The sequence below is a fragment of the Collinsella sp. AM28-11LB genome (assembly GCF_003469895.1).
GTDB lineage: Bacteria > Actinomycetota > Coriobacteriia > Coriobacteriales > Coriobacteriaceae > Collinsella.
This window is the reverse complement of sequence record NZ_QSKJ01000006.1, coordinates 75,643-91,132: the sequence shown is the minus strand read 5'-3', so window position 1 is coordinate 91,132 and position 15,490 is coordinate 75,643. Positions and strand designations below refer to the sequence as shown.

The 15,490-nt window shown below is 59.0% G+C and carries 16 protein-coding genes; 10 read left to right on the top strand and 6 right to left on the bottom strand.

The features are described from left to right. Window positions 1-44: 44 nt before the first annotated feature. From DW732_RS05625 to DW732_RS05615, 3 genes are all read left to right on the top strand, one after another. On the top strand, window positions 45-1,355 hold the full coding sequence (locus tag DW732_RS05625) for an O-acetylhomoserine aminocarboxypropyltransferase/cysteine synthase family protein (RefSeq protein WP_118099029.1): 1,311 nt from the start codon (window positions 45-47) through the stop codon (window positions 1,353-1,355). Window positions 1,356-1,667: 312 nt separating this feature from the next. Beyond that, on the top strand, window positions 1,668-2,441 hold the full coding sequence (locus tag DW732_RS05620; RefSeq protein ID WP_118099028.1) for a hypothetical protein: 774 nt from the start codon (window positions 1,668-1,670) through the stop codon (window positions 2,439-2,441). Window positions 2,442-2,628: 187 nt separating this feature from the next. After that, window positions 2,629-2,835 (top strand): hypothetical protein, encoded by a 207-nt coding sequence (locus DW732_RS05615; protein ID WP_118099027.1) that lies wholly within the window; start codon window positions 2,629-2,631, stop codon window positions 2,833-2,835. Window positions 2,836-2,943: 108 nt separating this feature from the next. Here the strand turns inward: DW732_RS05615 and DW732_RS05610 are convergent, their stop codons facing one another. Both DW732_RS05610 and DW732_RS05605 read right to left on the bottom strand, forming a co-directional pair. Then, the gene (locus DW732_RS05610; protein ID WP_233539377.1) at window positions 2,944-3,858 is read right to left on the bottom strand and encodes a ketopantoate reductase family protein; all 915 of its coding nucleotides are present in this window, start codon (window positions 3,856-3,858) and stop codon (window positions 2,944-2,946) included. 123 nt (window positions 3,859-3,981) lie between these two features. After that, window positions 3,982-4,752, bottom strand: coding sequence for a cyclase family protein (locus DW732_RS05605; RefSeq protein ID WP_118099025.1), 771 nt, complete (start codon window positions 4,750-4,752; stop codon window positions 3,982-3,984). A gap of 162 nt (window positions 4,753-4,914) precedes the next feature. On the opposite strand from DW732_RS05605, the gene DW732_RS05600 reads away from it, so the two are divergent. The 6 genes from DW732_RS05600 (at window position 4,915) to DW732_RS05575 (ending at window position 11,484) form a co-directional block, all read left to right on the top strand. After that, on the top strand, window positions 4,915-6,105 hold the full coding sequence (locus DW732_RS05600; RefSeq protein ID WP_117763790.1) for an aldo/keto reductase: 1,191 nt from the start codon (window positions 4,915-4,917) through the stop codon (window positions 6,103-6,105). Between the two features lie 91 nt (window positions 6,106-6,196). Beyond that, the gene (locus DW732_RS05595) at window positions 6,197-7,216 is read left to right on the top strand and encodes a Gfo/Idh/MocA family protein (RefSeq protein WP_118099024.1); all 1,020 of its coding nucleotides are present in this window, start codon (window positions 6,197-6,199) and stop codon (window positions 7,214-7,216) included. 151 nt (window positions 7,217-7,367) lie between these two features. After that, window positions 7,368-8,237, top strand: coding sequence for a deoxyribonuclease IV (locus tag DW732_RS05590; RefSeq protein WP_117735309.1), 870 nt, complete (start codon window positions 7,368-7,370; stop codon window positions 8,235-8,237). A gap of 143 nt (window positions 8,238-8,380) precedes the next feature. Further along, the gene (locus tag DW732_RS05585; protein ID WP_117794482.1) at window positions 8,381-9,241 is read left to right on the top strand and encodes an ABC transporter substrate-binding protein; all 861 of its coding nucleotides are present in this window, start codon (window positions 8,381-8,383) and stop codon (window positions 9,239-9,241) included. Window positions 9,242-9,408: 167 nt separating this feature from the next. Further along, complete coding sequence (locus DW732_RS05580) at window positions 9,409-10,719, top strand: ABC transporter permease subunit (protein ID WP_117799029.1); 1,311 nt, start codon at window positions 9,409-9,411, stop codon at window positions 10,717-10,719. A gap of 12 nt (window positions 10,720-10,731) precedes the next feature. Then, window positions 10,732-11,484, top strand: a complete 753-nt coding sequence (locus tag DW732_RS05575; RefSeq protein ID WP_117629740.1) for an amino acid ABC transporter ATP-binding protein — start codon at window positions 10,732-10,734, stop codon at window positions 11,482-11,484. 132 nt (window positions 11,485-11,616) lie between these two features. On the opposite strand, the gene DW732_RS05570 is transcribed toward DW732_RS05575, so the two are convergent. Together DW732_RS05570 and DW732_RS05565 are read right to left on the bottom strand one after the other, a co-directional pair. Then, a complete protein-coding gene (locus DW732_RS05570) occupies window positions 11,617-12,036 on the bottom strand; it encodes a flavodoxin (RefSeq protein ID WP_118099023.1) in 420 nt (139 codons plus the stop codon). Window positions 12,037-12,082: 46 nt separating this feature from the next. Next, window positions 12,083-12,787 carry a DUF3793 family protein gene (locus tag DW732_RS05565; protein WP_118099022.1) on the bottom strand — a complete coding sequence of 235 codons (705 nt, stop codon included), beginning with the start codon at window positions 12,785-12,787 and terminating at the stop codon, window positions 12,083-12,085. A gap of 177 nt (window positions 12,788-12,964) precedes the next feature. On the opposite strand from DW732_RS05565, the gene DW732_RS05560 reads away from it, so the two are divergent. Continuing rightward, entirely contained in the window at window positions 12,965-13,348 is a 384-nt protein-coding gene (locus DW732_RS05560; RefSeq protein WP_117735304.1) for a heavy-metal-associated domain-containing protein, read from the top strand. Here DW732_RS05560 and DW732_RS05555 read toward each other — a convergent pair. After that, on the bottom strand, window positions 13,335-13,802 hold the full coding sequence (locus tag DW732_RS05555) for a hypothetical protein (protein ID WP_233539376.1): 468 nt from the start codon (window positions 13,800-13,802) through the stop codon (window positions 13,335-13,337). The two genes, DW732_RS05560 and DW732_RS05555, sit on opposite strands and share 14 nt — an antisense overlap. Continuing rightward, complete coding sequence (locus DW732_RS05550; RefSeq protein ID WP_233502232.1) at window positions 13,795-15,300, bottom strand: DNA repair protein; 1,506 nt, start codon at window positions 15,298-15,300, stop codon at window positions 13,795-13,797. The genes DW732_RS05555 and DW732_RS05550 overlap by 8 nt, the downstream gene beginning before the upstream one ends. Window positions 15,301-15,490 lie beyond the last annotated feature (190 nt).

The window sequence follows — 15,490 nt, the reverse complement described above, 5'->3', positions numbered from 1 at the left end:
TTCTCTCACTCTTAGTTACTTTTTATTCGATCAAGGAGATCATCATGAGCCAGTTCATCAACAACCCCGAGCACACCTTTGGTTTCGACACCCTGCAGCTTCATGTTGGCCAGGAGAGCGCCGACCCCGCATCCGACGCCCGCGCTGTGCCTATCTACCAGACCACGAGCTATGTGTTCCGTAACTCCCAGCACGCCGCTGACCGCTTTGGTCTTGCCGACGCCGGTAACATCTACGGCCGTCTGACCAACTCCACTCAGGGCGTCTTTGAGGATCGCATCGCCGCGCTCGAGGGTGGCGTGGCTGGTCTCGCTGTCGCTTCGGGTGCTGCCGCCATCACCTATGCCCTGCAGGCCCTCGCCCAGGCCGGTGACCACGTGGTCGCCCAGAAGACCATCTACGGCGGTTCCTATAACCTGCTGGAGCACACGCTCTCCCAGTTTGGTGTCGAGACCACCTTTGTCAACGCCCACAACCTGGACGAGGTCGAGGGTGCCATTAAGGACAACACCACGGTTATCTACCTCGAGACGCTCGGCAACCCCAACTCCGATATCCCCAACATCGACGCCATCTCCGAGATCGCCAAGAAGCATGGCCTTCCGGTCGTCGTCGATAACACCTTCGGCACCCCGTATCTGTTCCGTCCGCTGGAGCACGGCGCCAACATCGTCGTTCACTCTGCGACCAAGTTTATCGGCGGCCACGGCACCTCGCTGGGCGGCGTGATCGTCGACGGTGGCAACTTTGACTGGAAGGCGAGCAGAAAGTACACCCAGATCGCTGAGCCCAACCCCTCCTACCACGGCGTTTCGTTTGCCGAGGCTGCCGGTCCCGCTGCCTTCGCGACCTATGTCCGCGCCATCTTGCTGCGCGACGAGGGTGCTTGCATTAGCCCGTTTAACGCCTGGGTCCTGCTCCAGGGCACCGAGACCCTGTCGCTGCGCGTCGATCGCCATGTCGAGAACACCAAGAAGGTCGTTGAGTTCCTGACTGGTGACAGCCACGTCGCCAAGGTAAACCACCCGAGCCTGCCTGAGCACCCCGATCACGAGCTCTATCAGAAGTACTTCCCCAACGGCGGCGCTTCGATCTTCACCTTTGAGATTAAGGGCGGCCAAGAGGCCGCCTGGAAGTTCATCGATCATCTGCAGGTGTTCTCGCTGCTCGCCAACGTGGCCGACGTCAAGTCGCTCGTCGTGCATCCGGCTACCACCACGCACTCCCAGCTCTCTGCCGAGGAGCTCGCCGAGCAGAACATCACGCCCTCCACGATCCGTCTTTCCATCGGTACCGAGAACGCCGAGGATATCATTTGGGATCTGAAGCAGGCCTTCGCCGCGCTGGACGAGTAAGGCGACTTGTGCAAGGACCCCTTGCGACTCGATAGGCATAACTGCATAAAATGCCTGCTCAAGGCGCCTGTGCGAACATTGGTTGCACGGGCGCCTTTTTTGCATAGAGAGGGTGCAAAAACAGGGTTTTTGACACGCTTTATGCATTCGAGTTGTGGAAAACTCCTGTTGAGCGGATGTGAGTTTTACGCAAATGACGTGCACCTTTTGAGAAAAACCGCAGGTCGCGATTTGCTCGGGGTACTATGCAGCGCGATCGAATCACACGCAGCTTAAACGCAGCAAAAACGCACTACGGAGGTTTCCAGCTACATGAGGATCGATTCACGAAAACCGAAAGCCGCCGCCCTTTCCGCCGCTCTGACCGTGGCACTTTTGATGGGCGCCGGCGCAACTGATGCCCACGCGGCAACACTATCCGATACGGTCGGATCTACGCCGTCCGAGGCGACGCTGGTGCAGCCCGTCGACTACCGCGGCGACGGTTATGGCTCTATGCAGGAGTGGAACGCCTCTATGGGGGCCAAGCGCGATTCCCTAGAGGTCCGCGCTCAGATCATTATGAATATGTATGGCGACTATGCCACCGATGACGAGCGCACTGTGTTGCAGGGTTGCATCGACGGTGCGGGCAACCTGTTGACGATGGAGGAGGTCGACGCCAAGTCGACCGAGCTCGACGAGCTGCGCGCCACGCTCGAGGATGCCAAGCGTGAGGCGCTTGAGTTTGAGGCCGCCGAGGCCGAGGCCGCGGCCGCCCAGGCTTCGTATTGCAACGCCGGCTCCAGCCCGTCTTACACGTCTGCTGCGTATTACGCGAACGGCTCGGGTCTGACGCGCTTGAGCGGCGTCAATAACTATAACGGCCGCCGCGAGACCTATTACAGCAGCAACGTGCTCTACCATCACCGCACGGGCGAGTGGACGCAGGATTCCGAGGGCTTTTGGCGCGATTCCGATGGTTACTACGTCGTTGCCGCGGGCGATAAGGCCCAAGGCTCTACGTTTACCGGTTCCAAGGGCGAGTGCAAGGTCTATGACTCCGGCTGCGCTGCCGGAACCACCGACTACTACACTGGCTGGTAATCTGCCATAAGCCAATAGGACATGACGGGCGGGCGTCTTTACCGAGCTTTAGGGCAACGTAAGGACGCCCGTTTTTTGTGCGTGCTTGAGTTAACAGAGCGCTTACCGTGGCAGTACACCGCGCATATGGGAGCGGGGCACACTAAGTCATGAGAAGCAAGGTCTTTCCCGTGGAGGAAGTGGTCTCATGAACGCTCGAGATATCGCTATTGCCGCCGTTGCACTTGCACTGGGTTGTCTTGGTCCTACAGCCGCGCTTGTCGCGGGCATGCAGGGCTTGTGCGGAGCTGCTCCTATCGTTGTGGGGGCCCTGATTGCTGTCGCTGCGCTGGGAAGCGCCGGCGTCGTCCTTTGCCGTGAGGATGAGGGCGAGATGCGGGGCTCGCAACTCTAACAGCCGTGAAGCTGGTTTTAGCTATAGATGAAGCAGGAAACCGCCGCAAGTGGAATGTCCCTTGCGGCGGTTTTGCCGTTGAGTCTGTTGGCTGCGGTATGTCGAGCGCTACCAGCTGGCCTCGATTTCGCGGATGCGCGAATAGAGCCATTCGTTTTGCGGCACTTGGATATCATGCTTGGCCGCGAGGTGACAGATGGTACCCGCAAACTCCTCGACCTCGGTCTTGCGTCGTGCGATGCGGTCCTGTGCCATCGAGGGCATGCCGACGGGATCGAGCCCTTCGATGAGGTGCACCATCTGCGTCAGATCCGCTTCGGTGAGCTCGATGCCCTCGGCGTTGGCGACCGCAAGCGTCTCGCGCATGGCGGAGACAAAACTGCGGAGCTGCTCGGATCCCTGCTCCGTGGCGCTTCCGTAGGTGCCGCCGTAGGCCATGCAGGTTTGGTTGATGCCGTCGTTGAGCATGAGTTTGGCCCACATGCGGTGCGCAATGTCGCTCTCGACGGTATGGGCGATGTCGCAGCACGTGTAGAGCTCGTCGATTGCGGTGATGGTTGCGGGATCCGTGCCGGCCGCCGCGCCAAAGCGGATTTCACCAGCGTTGGTAAAGGTGAGCTCTCCGTTGAGGAACACGGCGTCCATGCCCTGGCAGATACCCAGGACGGTGTGCTCCCAGCCAAAGCGTTCGGCAATCTTTTGTTCGCTCGTGATGCCGTTGCACAGTGACGCAATCAGCGTGTCGGGACCCACGACGCTTTCCATGGTTTTGAGTGCCATATCGAGCCCGGTTGTCTTGACAGTGAGAATGACCAGGTCGACGGGCGTCGCCTCGCTCGCGCGGACGGACTTGAGCGCGCAGGGCTTGCCGTTGATATTGAGCGCATCGCCCGCATGGCGCTCAAAGCGTGCGTCGTCCATGACATATTCAACAGCGTCGTTGCCGAGCGCTTGGGCGATCATGCTGCCGTAGAGTAGGCCGACACCGCCCTTGCCGATGAAGGCGACCTTGTTGATCTGCATATGAATCATCTCCCCATATAAAAGGCGCCCGCGTAAGGGGCGCCTGATGGATTGTATGCTGCCAGGGTGATTGGTGGGTGCGCGGGGCGGCTGTTATGAAAAAGAAACTATTGCGCTGTGCGCTTATGCCGCGGTGCAGACCGCAAAGACGCGGGCGGGGTATCCGACGCCATCGCGGACCTTGGGGAAGGTGCAGAAGATGACGGCACCCGTGGCGGGAAGCTCGTCCAGATGGTCCATGACTTCGATCTGATAGCGGTCGACCGAGAGGATGTATTGCTCGCCGGGGTAGGGGTAGGCGTCCTCGCGCGTGGTGATGGTCGCCGGATCGGTATCTGCGGGCTCGTGACCGATGGCGCCGATGTTGCGCTCTTCTACAAGCCATTTGATGGCGTCGAGATCCCAGCCGGGGTAGTGGGGCCGGCCGTCCTTGTCCTTGTTTTCGAGGTCGGCGAGCTTGGACCAGTCAGAGCGGAAGGCGACGAAAGCGTCCTCGGGAATACGACCGTGCTCGTCCTCCCAGGCTTTGAGGTCCTCGATGGTCAGGATAAAGTCGGGATTTGCGGCGCACTCCTCGTGCTTGTCGATCACGCAGAGCGGATGCATAAACTCGATGGGTTCAATCTCTCCAAGGGAACGACCCTCAACATGGAAATGCCGCGGTGCGTCGACGTGGGTGCCGTATTGCGAGGCGACCGAATACTGAAAGCAGCGCATGGGCGCGAGCATGTCCCCGGGCGTGTCGGGCAGGTAGTCGAAGAGCTTGGTGGACTCAAACGGCTTAAAGCCAAACCAGTGCGGGGTGTCGCACGAGAGCGTGTGGGTGAGGTCGACCCAGCGATAATCGGTGCTTTTGAGCTGGGATGCGAGGTTCCAAAGGTCGAGCGTGGGCATGGGCGACTCCTTTCATCGGGCTTTTTGCTGATGTTAAAGCGGTGCCGTGACAGCTCGATTTCTGCTGCGTTACGATACGTTCTCGATTGCGATTCCGATGTGTTTCGATGACGTGACGGGTTTGTTTCGCCTTGTCAGGACTTCGATGGGAGGGGAGGGGCCGTGCAATATCGCGTTGACCCCAAAAGCGGCAACCGTATCTCGGCGTTGGGACTGGGCTGCATGAGGTTTCCCGGTGCGCCGGGACGCCCGGATGCGAAGACCGCCGACGCCATCATCTCCCGTGCGGTGGAGCAGGGGATTAACTACCTGGACACGGCCTATCTCTATCCCGGCAACGAGGCTTGTGTGGGCGCTTCGCTTGAGCGCCTAGGCCTACGCGACCAGGTTTTGCTCGCGACCAAGCTGCCGCATGCTTCGTGCAAATGCGCGGAGGATTTCGACCGGTTCTTCGACGAGCAACTGCGCCGCCTGCGGACCGAACATATCGACTATTACCTCATGCACAACATTACCTCGCCCGCCCAGTGGGAACGTGTGGTGGCGTTGGGCATCGAGGACTGGATCGCGCGTCAAAAGGCGGCGGGGCGCATTCGCCAGATTGGTTTTTCGTACCACGGCAGCGCGGCGGACTTCCTTACGATGCTTGACGCATATGACTGGGATTTTTGCCAGATCCAGTACAACTATGCCGGCGAGCATTACCAAGCGGGAACGGCGGGACTCATGGCGGCTGCGGAGCGCGGGCTCGCGGTGTTTGTGATGGAGCCGCTGCTGGGCGGTCGTCTAGCGGGTAAACTGCCGCCGCGGGCCCGCGCCGTGCTCGATAGTGCCCGTGACCCGCATTTGCGCACTCCTGCCGCCTGGGGTCTTTCGTGGGTGTGGAATCATCCTCAGGTGACGATGCTGCTTTCGGGTATGACCGATACCGTGCAGGTGGATGAGAACGCAGTGTTGGCCGATCGGGCCCTGCCGGATTCGATGACAGCTACTCAGCTCGATGCCATCGCGCGCGTGCTGACGGAGTTTGAAAAATCGAACCGTGTGCCCTGCACGGGATGCGGCTACTGCATGCCGTGTCCCAAGGGTATCAACATTCCCGGCTGCTTTGCCGCCTACAACGCGAGCTATGCGCACAGCTGGTTTACGGGTCTATCGCAGTACTTTACGGCGAGCGCGGTGCGCACAAGCGAGGCCAAGCTGGTGAGCAATTGCGTCAAGTGCGGCAAATGCGCGCGCCACTGCCCGCAGCATATCGATATCCCCGAGCGTCTCGATGACGTGCGCCGACGCTTCCAGCCGGGCCCCGTAACGGCCATGCTTAAAGTCTTCAGCAAAACTCGCTCCTCATGACCCTTTTATATCTTGTGATGGAATAGTTCCTGTTTGCGGCAGAATGGGGCGATAACAGGAACTATTTCGCCGCAACTGATGGGAGGCTATCGTGGGTGACCGAGGTTTACGTAATGATTCGCGTGAGGTCCGTTGGGGCATTTTGGGCGCTGGGCGCATTTCTCATCGATTTGCATCGTCGCTCAAGAAGGTCGACGGGGCACGGCTGGTGGCTGCGGCCGGCCGCACTCCTGCACATGTCGAGGAATTTTGCCGAGCGTTTTCGATCGATGCTGCGCATGGCCATGCCTCGGTCGACGATAACGGCAATGCGGCTTATGACGCGCTGATTGCCGACCCCGATGTCGACGCAATCTACTTGGCGCTTCCGCATGGCATGCATACGCGTTGGGCCTGTCGCGCGCTGTGCGCCGGAAAGGCCGTGCTGTGCGAAAAGCCGGCCGTTTTGAGTGAGGAAGAGGCTCTCTCGATCGCCTCCACCTCTCGCGAGCGCGGCGTGCTGTTTATGGAGGCGATGAAGAATCGGTTTTGCCCGATGCGCACTTGCGTGAAAGACTTTCTTGCGTCGGGTGAGCTTGGCCGTATTGTCTCGATTGAAAGTGTGCAAAAGCTCGATTACGGCGAGTCTCCTTCGGGCTATCTGCTTGATTCGCTGCAGGGCGGCTGTCTATATGACATGGGCTGTTATGCGGTCGGTTGGTTTGAGGATTTGCTCGCGGGCGCGTGCGAGGTTTCGTCCCGTGAAGTTCGCTGGCGTGACGTATCAGGCGGCCGTGTCGATTGGGCCGACGAGATCCATATGAGCGTCGGAGGTATACCCATTCATATGGTGTGCGACGGCAAAGCAGCATATGAAAGCCGCTTAACGATTGCCTGTGAGCGGGGCTCGTTGGAAATCGAGCGTCTCCATCGCCCCGAGCTCGCCCATGTGAAGTACTCCGACGGTCGAGTACTCGAAATCGATGCACCATTTGAGGTCGATGATTTTTACGGTGAGACATCGCATGCGACGCAGCTCATTCAGGCGGGGAAACGCGAAAGCCCCATCATGTCCCTAGCCGCCACACGGCGCTGCGCACGCATCATCGATGCGATTCGTTTGAAACTTTAGGGCGCGGGGGCATGGCGCCAGCGCTTGGAATGCCTGGAGGCCTTTGCCCCTGATGCCCCTTTTATAACGTGCGGTGGAATACGGTCTGTTTGCGCCAAAATAAGGCATCAATAGACCGTATTTCACAGCAACTGATGAGGGGGAGCTGGGGATGCTGACGATCGGGTGTCACCTATCCACGACGAAGGGCTATCGGGCAATGGGGGAGACGGCGCTGTCCATTGGCGCCAATACCTTTGCATTCTTTACGCGCAACCCGCGCGGCGGCAAGGCGAAAGACCTTGACATGGATGACGTGGCAGCCCTGCGCGAGCTTATGGAGCAAAACGATTTTGGTCCGCTCGTGGCACACGCCCCGTATACCTATAACCCCTGTTCTGCCAAAGAGCGGGCGCGCGAGTTTGCCTTGGAGGCAATGGCCGAGGACTTGCAGCGCCTGGAAGCGCTGCCCGGCAACTACTACAACTTCCACCCCGGCGCGCATGTGGGGCAGGGGACTGATGCCGGCATTCAGATGATCGTCGACACCTTGTGTCAGGTGATGTTTGAGGGGCAGCAGACGACGGTGCTGCTCGAGACCATGGCGGGAAAGGGTACCGAGGTGGGCCGTAGCTTTGAGGAGCTGGCGCTCATCATCCAGGGCGTTGCCGGCAAACGCCCCGAGCTGTCGGTCAAGTTGGGCGTTTGCCTAGACACCTGCCATGTGAGCGATGCCGGCTACGACATCATCCATGATCTGGACGGCGTACTCGACGAGTTCGACCGCGTGGTGGGTATCGACCGCTTGCGTGCCGTACACATCAACGATTCGAAGAACCCCTGTGGCGCCCATAAAGATCGTCACGAGTGCATCGGTAAGGGCTACCTTGGTAGCGAGGAGCTTGGCGGCGGTATGCAGGTTATGCAGAATATTGTATCGAATGACCGTCTGCGTGCGTTGCCTTTCATTTTGGAGACACCGAACGAACTTGCAGGTTATGCGGCTGAAATAAAACTCTTAAGGTCTTTGCGCAGTAATTAACAGCCACAAAGTGGGTGTTTCATTCACGTTATGGGCTTGTTTCAATCAGTTTTCTCATTGCAGATTCCTACAAGCGGGTGCATAATAGCCAACAGTTTTTGCAGACCTCTGAATCAAACGGGGTCACTGGAAGGAGACTGATTATGAAGCTCAAGAAGCTTGGCGCGTTTGCAGCCACGGGCGCCATGGCGCTCGCTCTTGCACTGACGGGCTGTGGTTCGTCCAACGCCACCTCTGGTTCCGATGCCGGTTCCAGCAGCCCTGACAACGCGAAGGTCGAGAAGGTCGACGGCTCCAAGGAGTATGCGCTCGTCAAGGACGGCACGCTGACCGTCGGCACCTCTGCCGAATACGCTCCGTTTGAGTATAAGGACGACAACGGCGACTATCAGGGCTTTGACCTTGAGCTCATCAAGGCTATCGCCGACAAGCTGGGCCTGGATGTCGAGTACGTCAACAACGACTTCGACACGCTCGTCCCCGGCGTTGCTTCGGGCGCCAAGTACGACGTCGCCATTGCGGCTATCACTGACACACCCGAGCGTGAGAAGGAAGTCGCTTTCTCCGACTCCTACTACATGGATGACCAGGCTATCGTGACCAAGGTCGATAACACCGACATTACGGCCGATAACTACAGCGAGAAGCTCAACAACGCCGACGCTACCATCATCGTCCAGTCCGGCTCGACCGCCGAGGCCTTTGCCCAGGAGAACTTCCCCAAGGCCAAGATTGTTCCCTACAAGGACGCCACCGAGTGCTTCAGCGCCCTGCAGTCTGATAAGGGCGATGCCGTAGTCACCAACCGCTCCGTCGCCAGCCAGCTGACCGCCGAGCAGTTCAACACCTGCCAGACCATCAAGCAGATCAGCACTGGCGAGGAGTACGCCATCGCCGTCAATCAGGGCAACACCAAGCTCAAGGACGACATCAACCAGGCCATCAAGGACCTGACCGATGACGGTACCGTTGACGCCCTCATGGCTAAGTACAACATCAAGTAAATTAATGCTTGATTGCGTGCGGGCCCTTTCCGTTTTGCGGAGAGGGCCTTTGCGCTTCTCTCGACGGAGAGCGTTTCCGTCTTGTTTTGCAGGCAACTTCTACGATAGGAGCCACCTTGTCTCGATTGAACAAAGGGACCGCGGAGCAGCGTTCTCCACGGTCCGCCTTGCTCCAAAAGCTAGCCTGCGCCATGGCCGTGGCGCTCGCGCTGGTGTGTGCGGGGACATATGCACCCTCGACCGCCCAGGCGCTTGAGACCGCAAAGATCACTGCCCGACCCAACACCGGCTCGGGCAGCGATGTGGTCGGCGGCACCGAGACGCGCATTACCTGGGAAGTCCAGGCCGATGCCGACGAGGAGCTGAGCGGTCTTTCGCTGACGTTTGTCGATGGCACGACGTTTAGTGCCGACGATACGCGCCTGACGATGCTTTCGGGCGAGGACCTTATGGACCGTACCCCCATGAAGCCCACGTGCAAGGCGGATGGCCAGACGCTCAAGGTCGACTTTGGCGAGACGGCGCCTGCCGGCGGCTTTTTCCGTGTCGAGGTGTACGGCGTGACCTTCCCCCTCGAGGGCGGCGACGAGGCCTTTAGCGGAACCTATACCCTGGCCGACGGCTCAACCAAGAAGATTTCCAAGATGTCCTCGGTGGAGATCAAGAGTGTGACGGCTTTCGATAACTTCCTGGCCGACCTTAAAGAGCAGCCGTGGGTCGAGGCTTGGAACTCCAATATGTTCCTGCGCCTGTTCCTGAACCCGGTCATTTTGGTCCAGAGCCTGCCGATCGTCTTTAAGGGCTTCCTCATGTCGCTCTCGATCGTGCTTGTGGCGTTTCCGTTGGCAATTCCCTTTGGCTTCGCCCTGTCGCTCATGCGCATCTCCAAGTCGCGCATCCTGCGTTGCCTTGCCGGCATCTACGTGAATATCATCCGCGGTACGCCGGCGTTCCTGCAGATCTATATCGCGTTCTTTGGCCTGCCGCTGGCCGGCGTCAAGGTAGATGATTATGCCCTGGGCGTCATCGTCATGGCCATGAACTCGTCTGCGTACCTGTGCGAGATCTTCCGTGCCGGTATTCAGTCGATCCCCAAGGGTCAAAACGAGGCTGCTCGCTCGCTGGGCATGAATGCCTTCCAGACGTTGCTCTACGTTATGATTCCGCAGACGTTCCGCAATGTCCTGCCTACGCTGACCAGCGAGTTTATCCTGCTTTACAAGGATACGTCGCTGCTTGCCGCCGTGGGCGTGGTCGAGATCGTCATGAACGCCCGCACCATCGTGGCTACGACGGGATCCATTACGCCGTATGTGGTTGCCGCCCTGTTCTATCTGGTCATCACCCTGCCGCTTGCCCGCTTGGTGAGCGGTCTTGAGGCGAGGCTTTTGGGTACGGCCGAAGTCAAGAAGAAGCGTCCCGCCAAGAGCGCCGGACAGGTCGTCGCGACGCCCGCCGATCACATCGCCGGTCTGTAAGGAGGTCCTATCATGAGCGAAACCAATAACTCGAACGAGGTCGTCGTCAGCATCAAGAATCTCCAGAAGGCCTTTGGCGATAACGTGGTCCTGCGCGACATCGATCTGGATGTGCACAAGGGTGAGGTCGTCGTGGTCCTGGGCCCCTCGGGCTCGGGTAAGTCGACGATGCTTCGCTGCATCAATCGCCTGGAGCATCCCACGAGCGGCTCGATTGTCGTTGAGGGCGTGGATGTGTGTGCCAAGGGCGTCGACCTCAATAAGGTACGCACGCACTTGGGCATGGTGTTTCAGCAGTTCAATCTGTTCCCGCACCTGTCGGTCAAAAAGAACGTCATGCTTGCGCAGCAAAAGGTGCTCAAGCGCAGTAAGGAAGAGGCCGAGAAGATCGCCATCGAAGAGTTGACCAAGGTCGGTCTTGCCGAGCGCATCGACTTTATGCCGAGCCAGCTGTCGGGCGGTCAGCAGCAGCGCGTTGCCATCGCCCGCGCCCTGTCGATGAACCCGCACGTGATGCTCTTTGACGAGGCGACGTCGGCACTCGACCCCGAGCTCGTCCGCGACGTCCTTGGCGTCATGCGCGATCTTGCGCGTGACGGCATGACCATGATCGTCGTGACGCACGAGATGGGCTTTGCCCGCGACGTTGCCGATCGCGTCGTCTTTATGGACGGCGGCGTTATCGTGGAAGAGGGCACGCCGAGTGAGGTCTTCGACCATCCCAAGAGCGAGCGTACCAAGGCGTTTTTGGGCAATATCTCGTAGCGGCGCGTCGAAGTTGTCGATATCACAAACGGGGACCGGATAGTATCCGGCCCCCGTTTTTGTTTGGGCATGAGCGACTGTTGTTGTGCGGTGCTCGGCTGTCAGTTGTCTTGCGACTTTCTGACGGCTTCGTTAGGCCAGCTCCGCTCCCAGGGCCTTGCAGGCCGCCTCGCCCTCATCGTCGGGCGCATCGTAGCAAATGACGGAATCGACGACGTTGACACCTGCCTCGTCGGCATCTGCCTTCCAGTTGTCCATCCATTCGCCCTCGGCCCACGAATAAGAGCCAAAGAGGACGACCTTCTTGTCGTCGAGAATTTCCTTGACTTCATCCCACATCGGCTGGAACTCGTCGTACTCAAGCTCCTCGTAACCCATGGCGGGGCAGCCGAAGGCAATGGCGTCATAGCTGGCGGCCTTGTCTGCGGAGAAGTCGGCGCAGGAGATGACCTCTGCCTCGGCGCCGGCACCGGTTGCGCCCTCGGCAACGAAGTTTGCCATGGCCTCGGTGTTGCCCGTACCGCTCCAGTAGACGACGGCGATCTTGCTCATATGTTTTCCTTTCGGTTGTGCGGCGTGCGGCCGTGTTTTGTATGCTCTATCGGGTTGCCTGGACAAGTTGTCCCAGGGTGCAGCCCTGTTGATAGATGTAGGTAAGGTATTGCGTGCATGCGCGATAGGAATCGAAGGTCGTGAGCGCCTGCTCAACGTTTGTGTATACCTTCCATGCGCCAAAGACCTTATAGTTTTCGCCATGCTGGACGATGAACTGATGGACGTCGTCGTAGGGGTATCCCAAAAAGTAGCCAATTTCGTGGGGGAACTCACAGGAGCAGCTGTTATTGCAGCGGGCTTGATGGTCCAATGCGCACCGTGCCTGGTCGCAGGCGCATTCCGCGGCGTTAGTGCTCGCGAGCGCGATGCGTGATGCCAGGTGCGCGAGACATATCGGCAGATTGTCGGTGTTGTAGCCCTCCTTGGCGAGCGCCGTTTTGGCGCGCGGGTCCGCAAGGTACGTAGCGAGGCTTTTGCGTCGATATGCGTACACAAGCGCCCCGCAGGGACGCCAGACCAAAACACTCAGGTGGATGCCGAGCGGGTCGAGTTCGTGGTTGCACTGGGCGATGACGTTGAGCAGGCGTGCGCGTCGATCGGCGATCGGCGCGGTCGCACTCGAGCCATCCTGATGGGCATAGATGCCGGGATAGGTAAAAAGCGATGCTGGTTTAATGCCCGCGAGCGTGGGGGAGCAGTTGCGCACGACCGCTGCCTGAAACGTTGGGATGTCTATGGTTCGAGTCATGGTTCCCCTTTTGAGTCCTCACTTGTTAAACAAGGAAAACTTATACACGAAAGTAAGCCTAGGTCAACTAAAAAGTAAGAAATACGAAACTATTTGATTGAACTGACATGAGCTTGGGGTAGGATGGTGACACCTCACGCGGGTATCTCTGAATGAGCTACGAGGAAAGGGGAGCGCATGGAAGATCTGCTTAACCCTGCGAATATCATCGTACTGGCCGTAATTGCCGTCGGTATGTTCTTTGGACTGCGCCGCATTGTCGCATCGACGCGCGGCAAAAGCTGCTGCAGCGATGGTTCGAGTGGCAAAAAAGTTAAAAGGGCCGTGGTGGCCGATACCGACAAATCTCACTACCCCTACTGCGATGAGCTGCTCATTGGCGGCATGAGTTGTGATGGCTGCGCGCACAACGTTGAGAATGCCCTTAATGCGCTGCATGGCGTGTGGGCAACGGTGACGTTTGCGGACCACACAGCGCGCGTGCGCTCGAAGTATCCGATTGGCCGCGAGACGCTTGAGGCCGTGGTAAGGGGCGCGGGTTATTACGTCATGAGGCTCTAGTCGCTCGCATCGAGGCCGAGGCGTTCGATTGGGCTCGGCCGCGCAGCTCCACGTCTTGGATATCGTCGAAGTTAATGGCGATATCCTTAAGTTTGAGCAGCTTGAATGCGGGGAGCACTTCATCGAGAATGCCGGTACGGCTACGATAACCGTACGTATCGTAATAGGTGACGCGAACCAAGTCGCCGCGTTTGAGGCCCTCGAGCTTTTTCGAAAGCTCGAGGGCTTTTTCTTCCGTGAGTTCGCATTTGGGCTCGACAGTGATTTCTTGCTTGCGTACGAGCTCGTAGTATCCCGTGAGAGCGGCGAAGGGCATAAACTGCGCGGCGCGCCCGGCGCGAACGGCGCCGTTGGCGGTGAGTTTGGGGTCGGCGGAACGACGTCTTCCCTCGGGGTCCGCCAGGCGCTCAAATGGTGTCGGCGGCCGTATCGGTTGTTGTTGGGGCTTAGGCACGATGTCCTCCTACCTGATCGTTGCGCTCGCGTGCGGTGGCGCCGGCGGTAAAGCTCAATCCTTTGACCAGGGCGTTCTTGCCGTACTTGCCTTTCACGGCCAACACGGCGCGCGCCAGATCGCGTTCGCGCTCGTCGGCCTCGACGTCGCTGAACAGATCGACGGTAGCGAATTCCTCGGGCATGAGATTGCCAAAGCCCAGGTTGATGCGCTTGATCGGTCGTTTGGGGTCGACAGTCTGCGCCCAGAGCTCATCGAAGTAACCCATGATCTTCTTAAATGAATTGGTGCGCTCGGGCAGTTTTCGCGAGGCGTTGGAGTGCGCGAAGAGTGCGGCATAGCCACCGCGCGGTTTGCCGCCGTGTTCCCCCACAAAGATGCCGTCGATTGCCTGCGCCTCGCGCACCAGGCGACGCCGTTCGTCATCGCGCTGGACGGGCTTGGGCGCACGGGGCGCGAGTTCGGGGCCGGCGGTCGCGGTAGGCTCGATACCTGACGTGCTCGAGCGCAGGTGTCCGCATCCGTCTACATATTGCGCCGTGCCGCTGGCATCGAGTCGGCGTATGTCGGCTCGCTCGCTCGCGTAGCCCACGAAGAGCGAGATGCTGTCACACACCACGTGCTTATCGACCAAGTCCAGTACGGCGTTGTCGACCATCTCGCGCAAGACGGTGTAGGCCTGCTCGTAGGCATAGCCCTTTGAGAGCACCTGTCCTGTGGTGGTTGAGGTTGCCTGCGGGCGATAGGCTTGGATATCGGCGATGGTTGTCGGCTCGCGCCCGAAGGCGTGGTCGATGAGATATTCGGCATTGACGCCGAGTTCATCGTAAAGCAGGTTTTCGTCGAGCGCGGCTACGCCCATCAGGTCGTAGACGCCGTACTTTTCGAGCCGGGCCGCCACGCCGGGGCCGATACCCCAGATATCGGTGATGGGTCGATGCGGCCAGATCTCCTTGCGAAAGGTTTCGTTATCGAGTATGCCGATGCGGCTGGGTACGTGCTTTGCGGTAATATCGAGCGCCACCTTAGCCTGGAATAGGTTGGGGCCGATACCGACGGTGGCCGTGATGCCGGTGCGCGCGAGGACCTCGTCGCGCAACATGCAGGCGAACCCTTCGGCATCGGTGTGGTAGAGGTCTAGATAGGGCGTCACGTCGATAAAGCACTCGTCGATTGAATAGACGTGAATGTCTTGCGGGCTCACGTATTCCAGATAGATGCCGTAGATTTTCGCCGACACCTCCATGTAGTGCTGCATGCGCGGTACGGCCTTGATGTAGTCGATGCCGTCGGGAATCTCGAACAGACGGCAGCGGTTGTGTATCCCGAGGTCTTTCATGGCCTGCGTGATGGCAAGACAGATGGTCGTGCGTCCGCGCGATTCGTCGGCAACGACCAGGCACGTGGTGAGTGGGTCGAGCCCGCGGTCGACACACTCGACGCTGGCGTAGAACGTCTTAAGGTCGATGCAGATATAGGTATGCTGCTCGTGTTCCACGCGTGCCCTCCCATCAAACACATGTTCTTATCGAATACCTGTTCGATAATACCTGCTTGCGCGGACATCGTCAAAACCTGTCAAAAAGGGACTGGTTTGTTTTGGTAGGTATGGTCGTGCGGCTGCATCGGGTTTTTAACGCGGCTCTAAAGAGTGCGAAACAGCTCGGAAAACCTCGCTTCGTAGCATG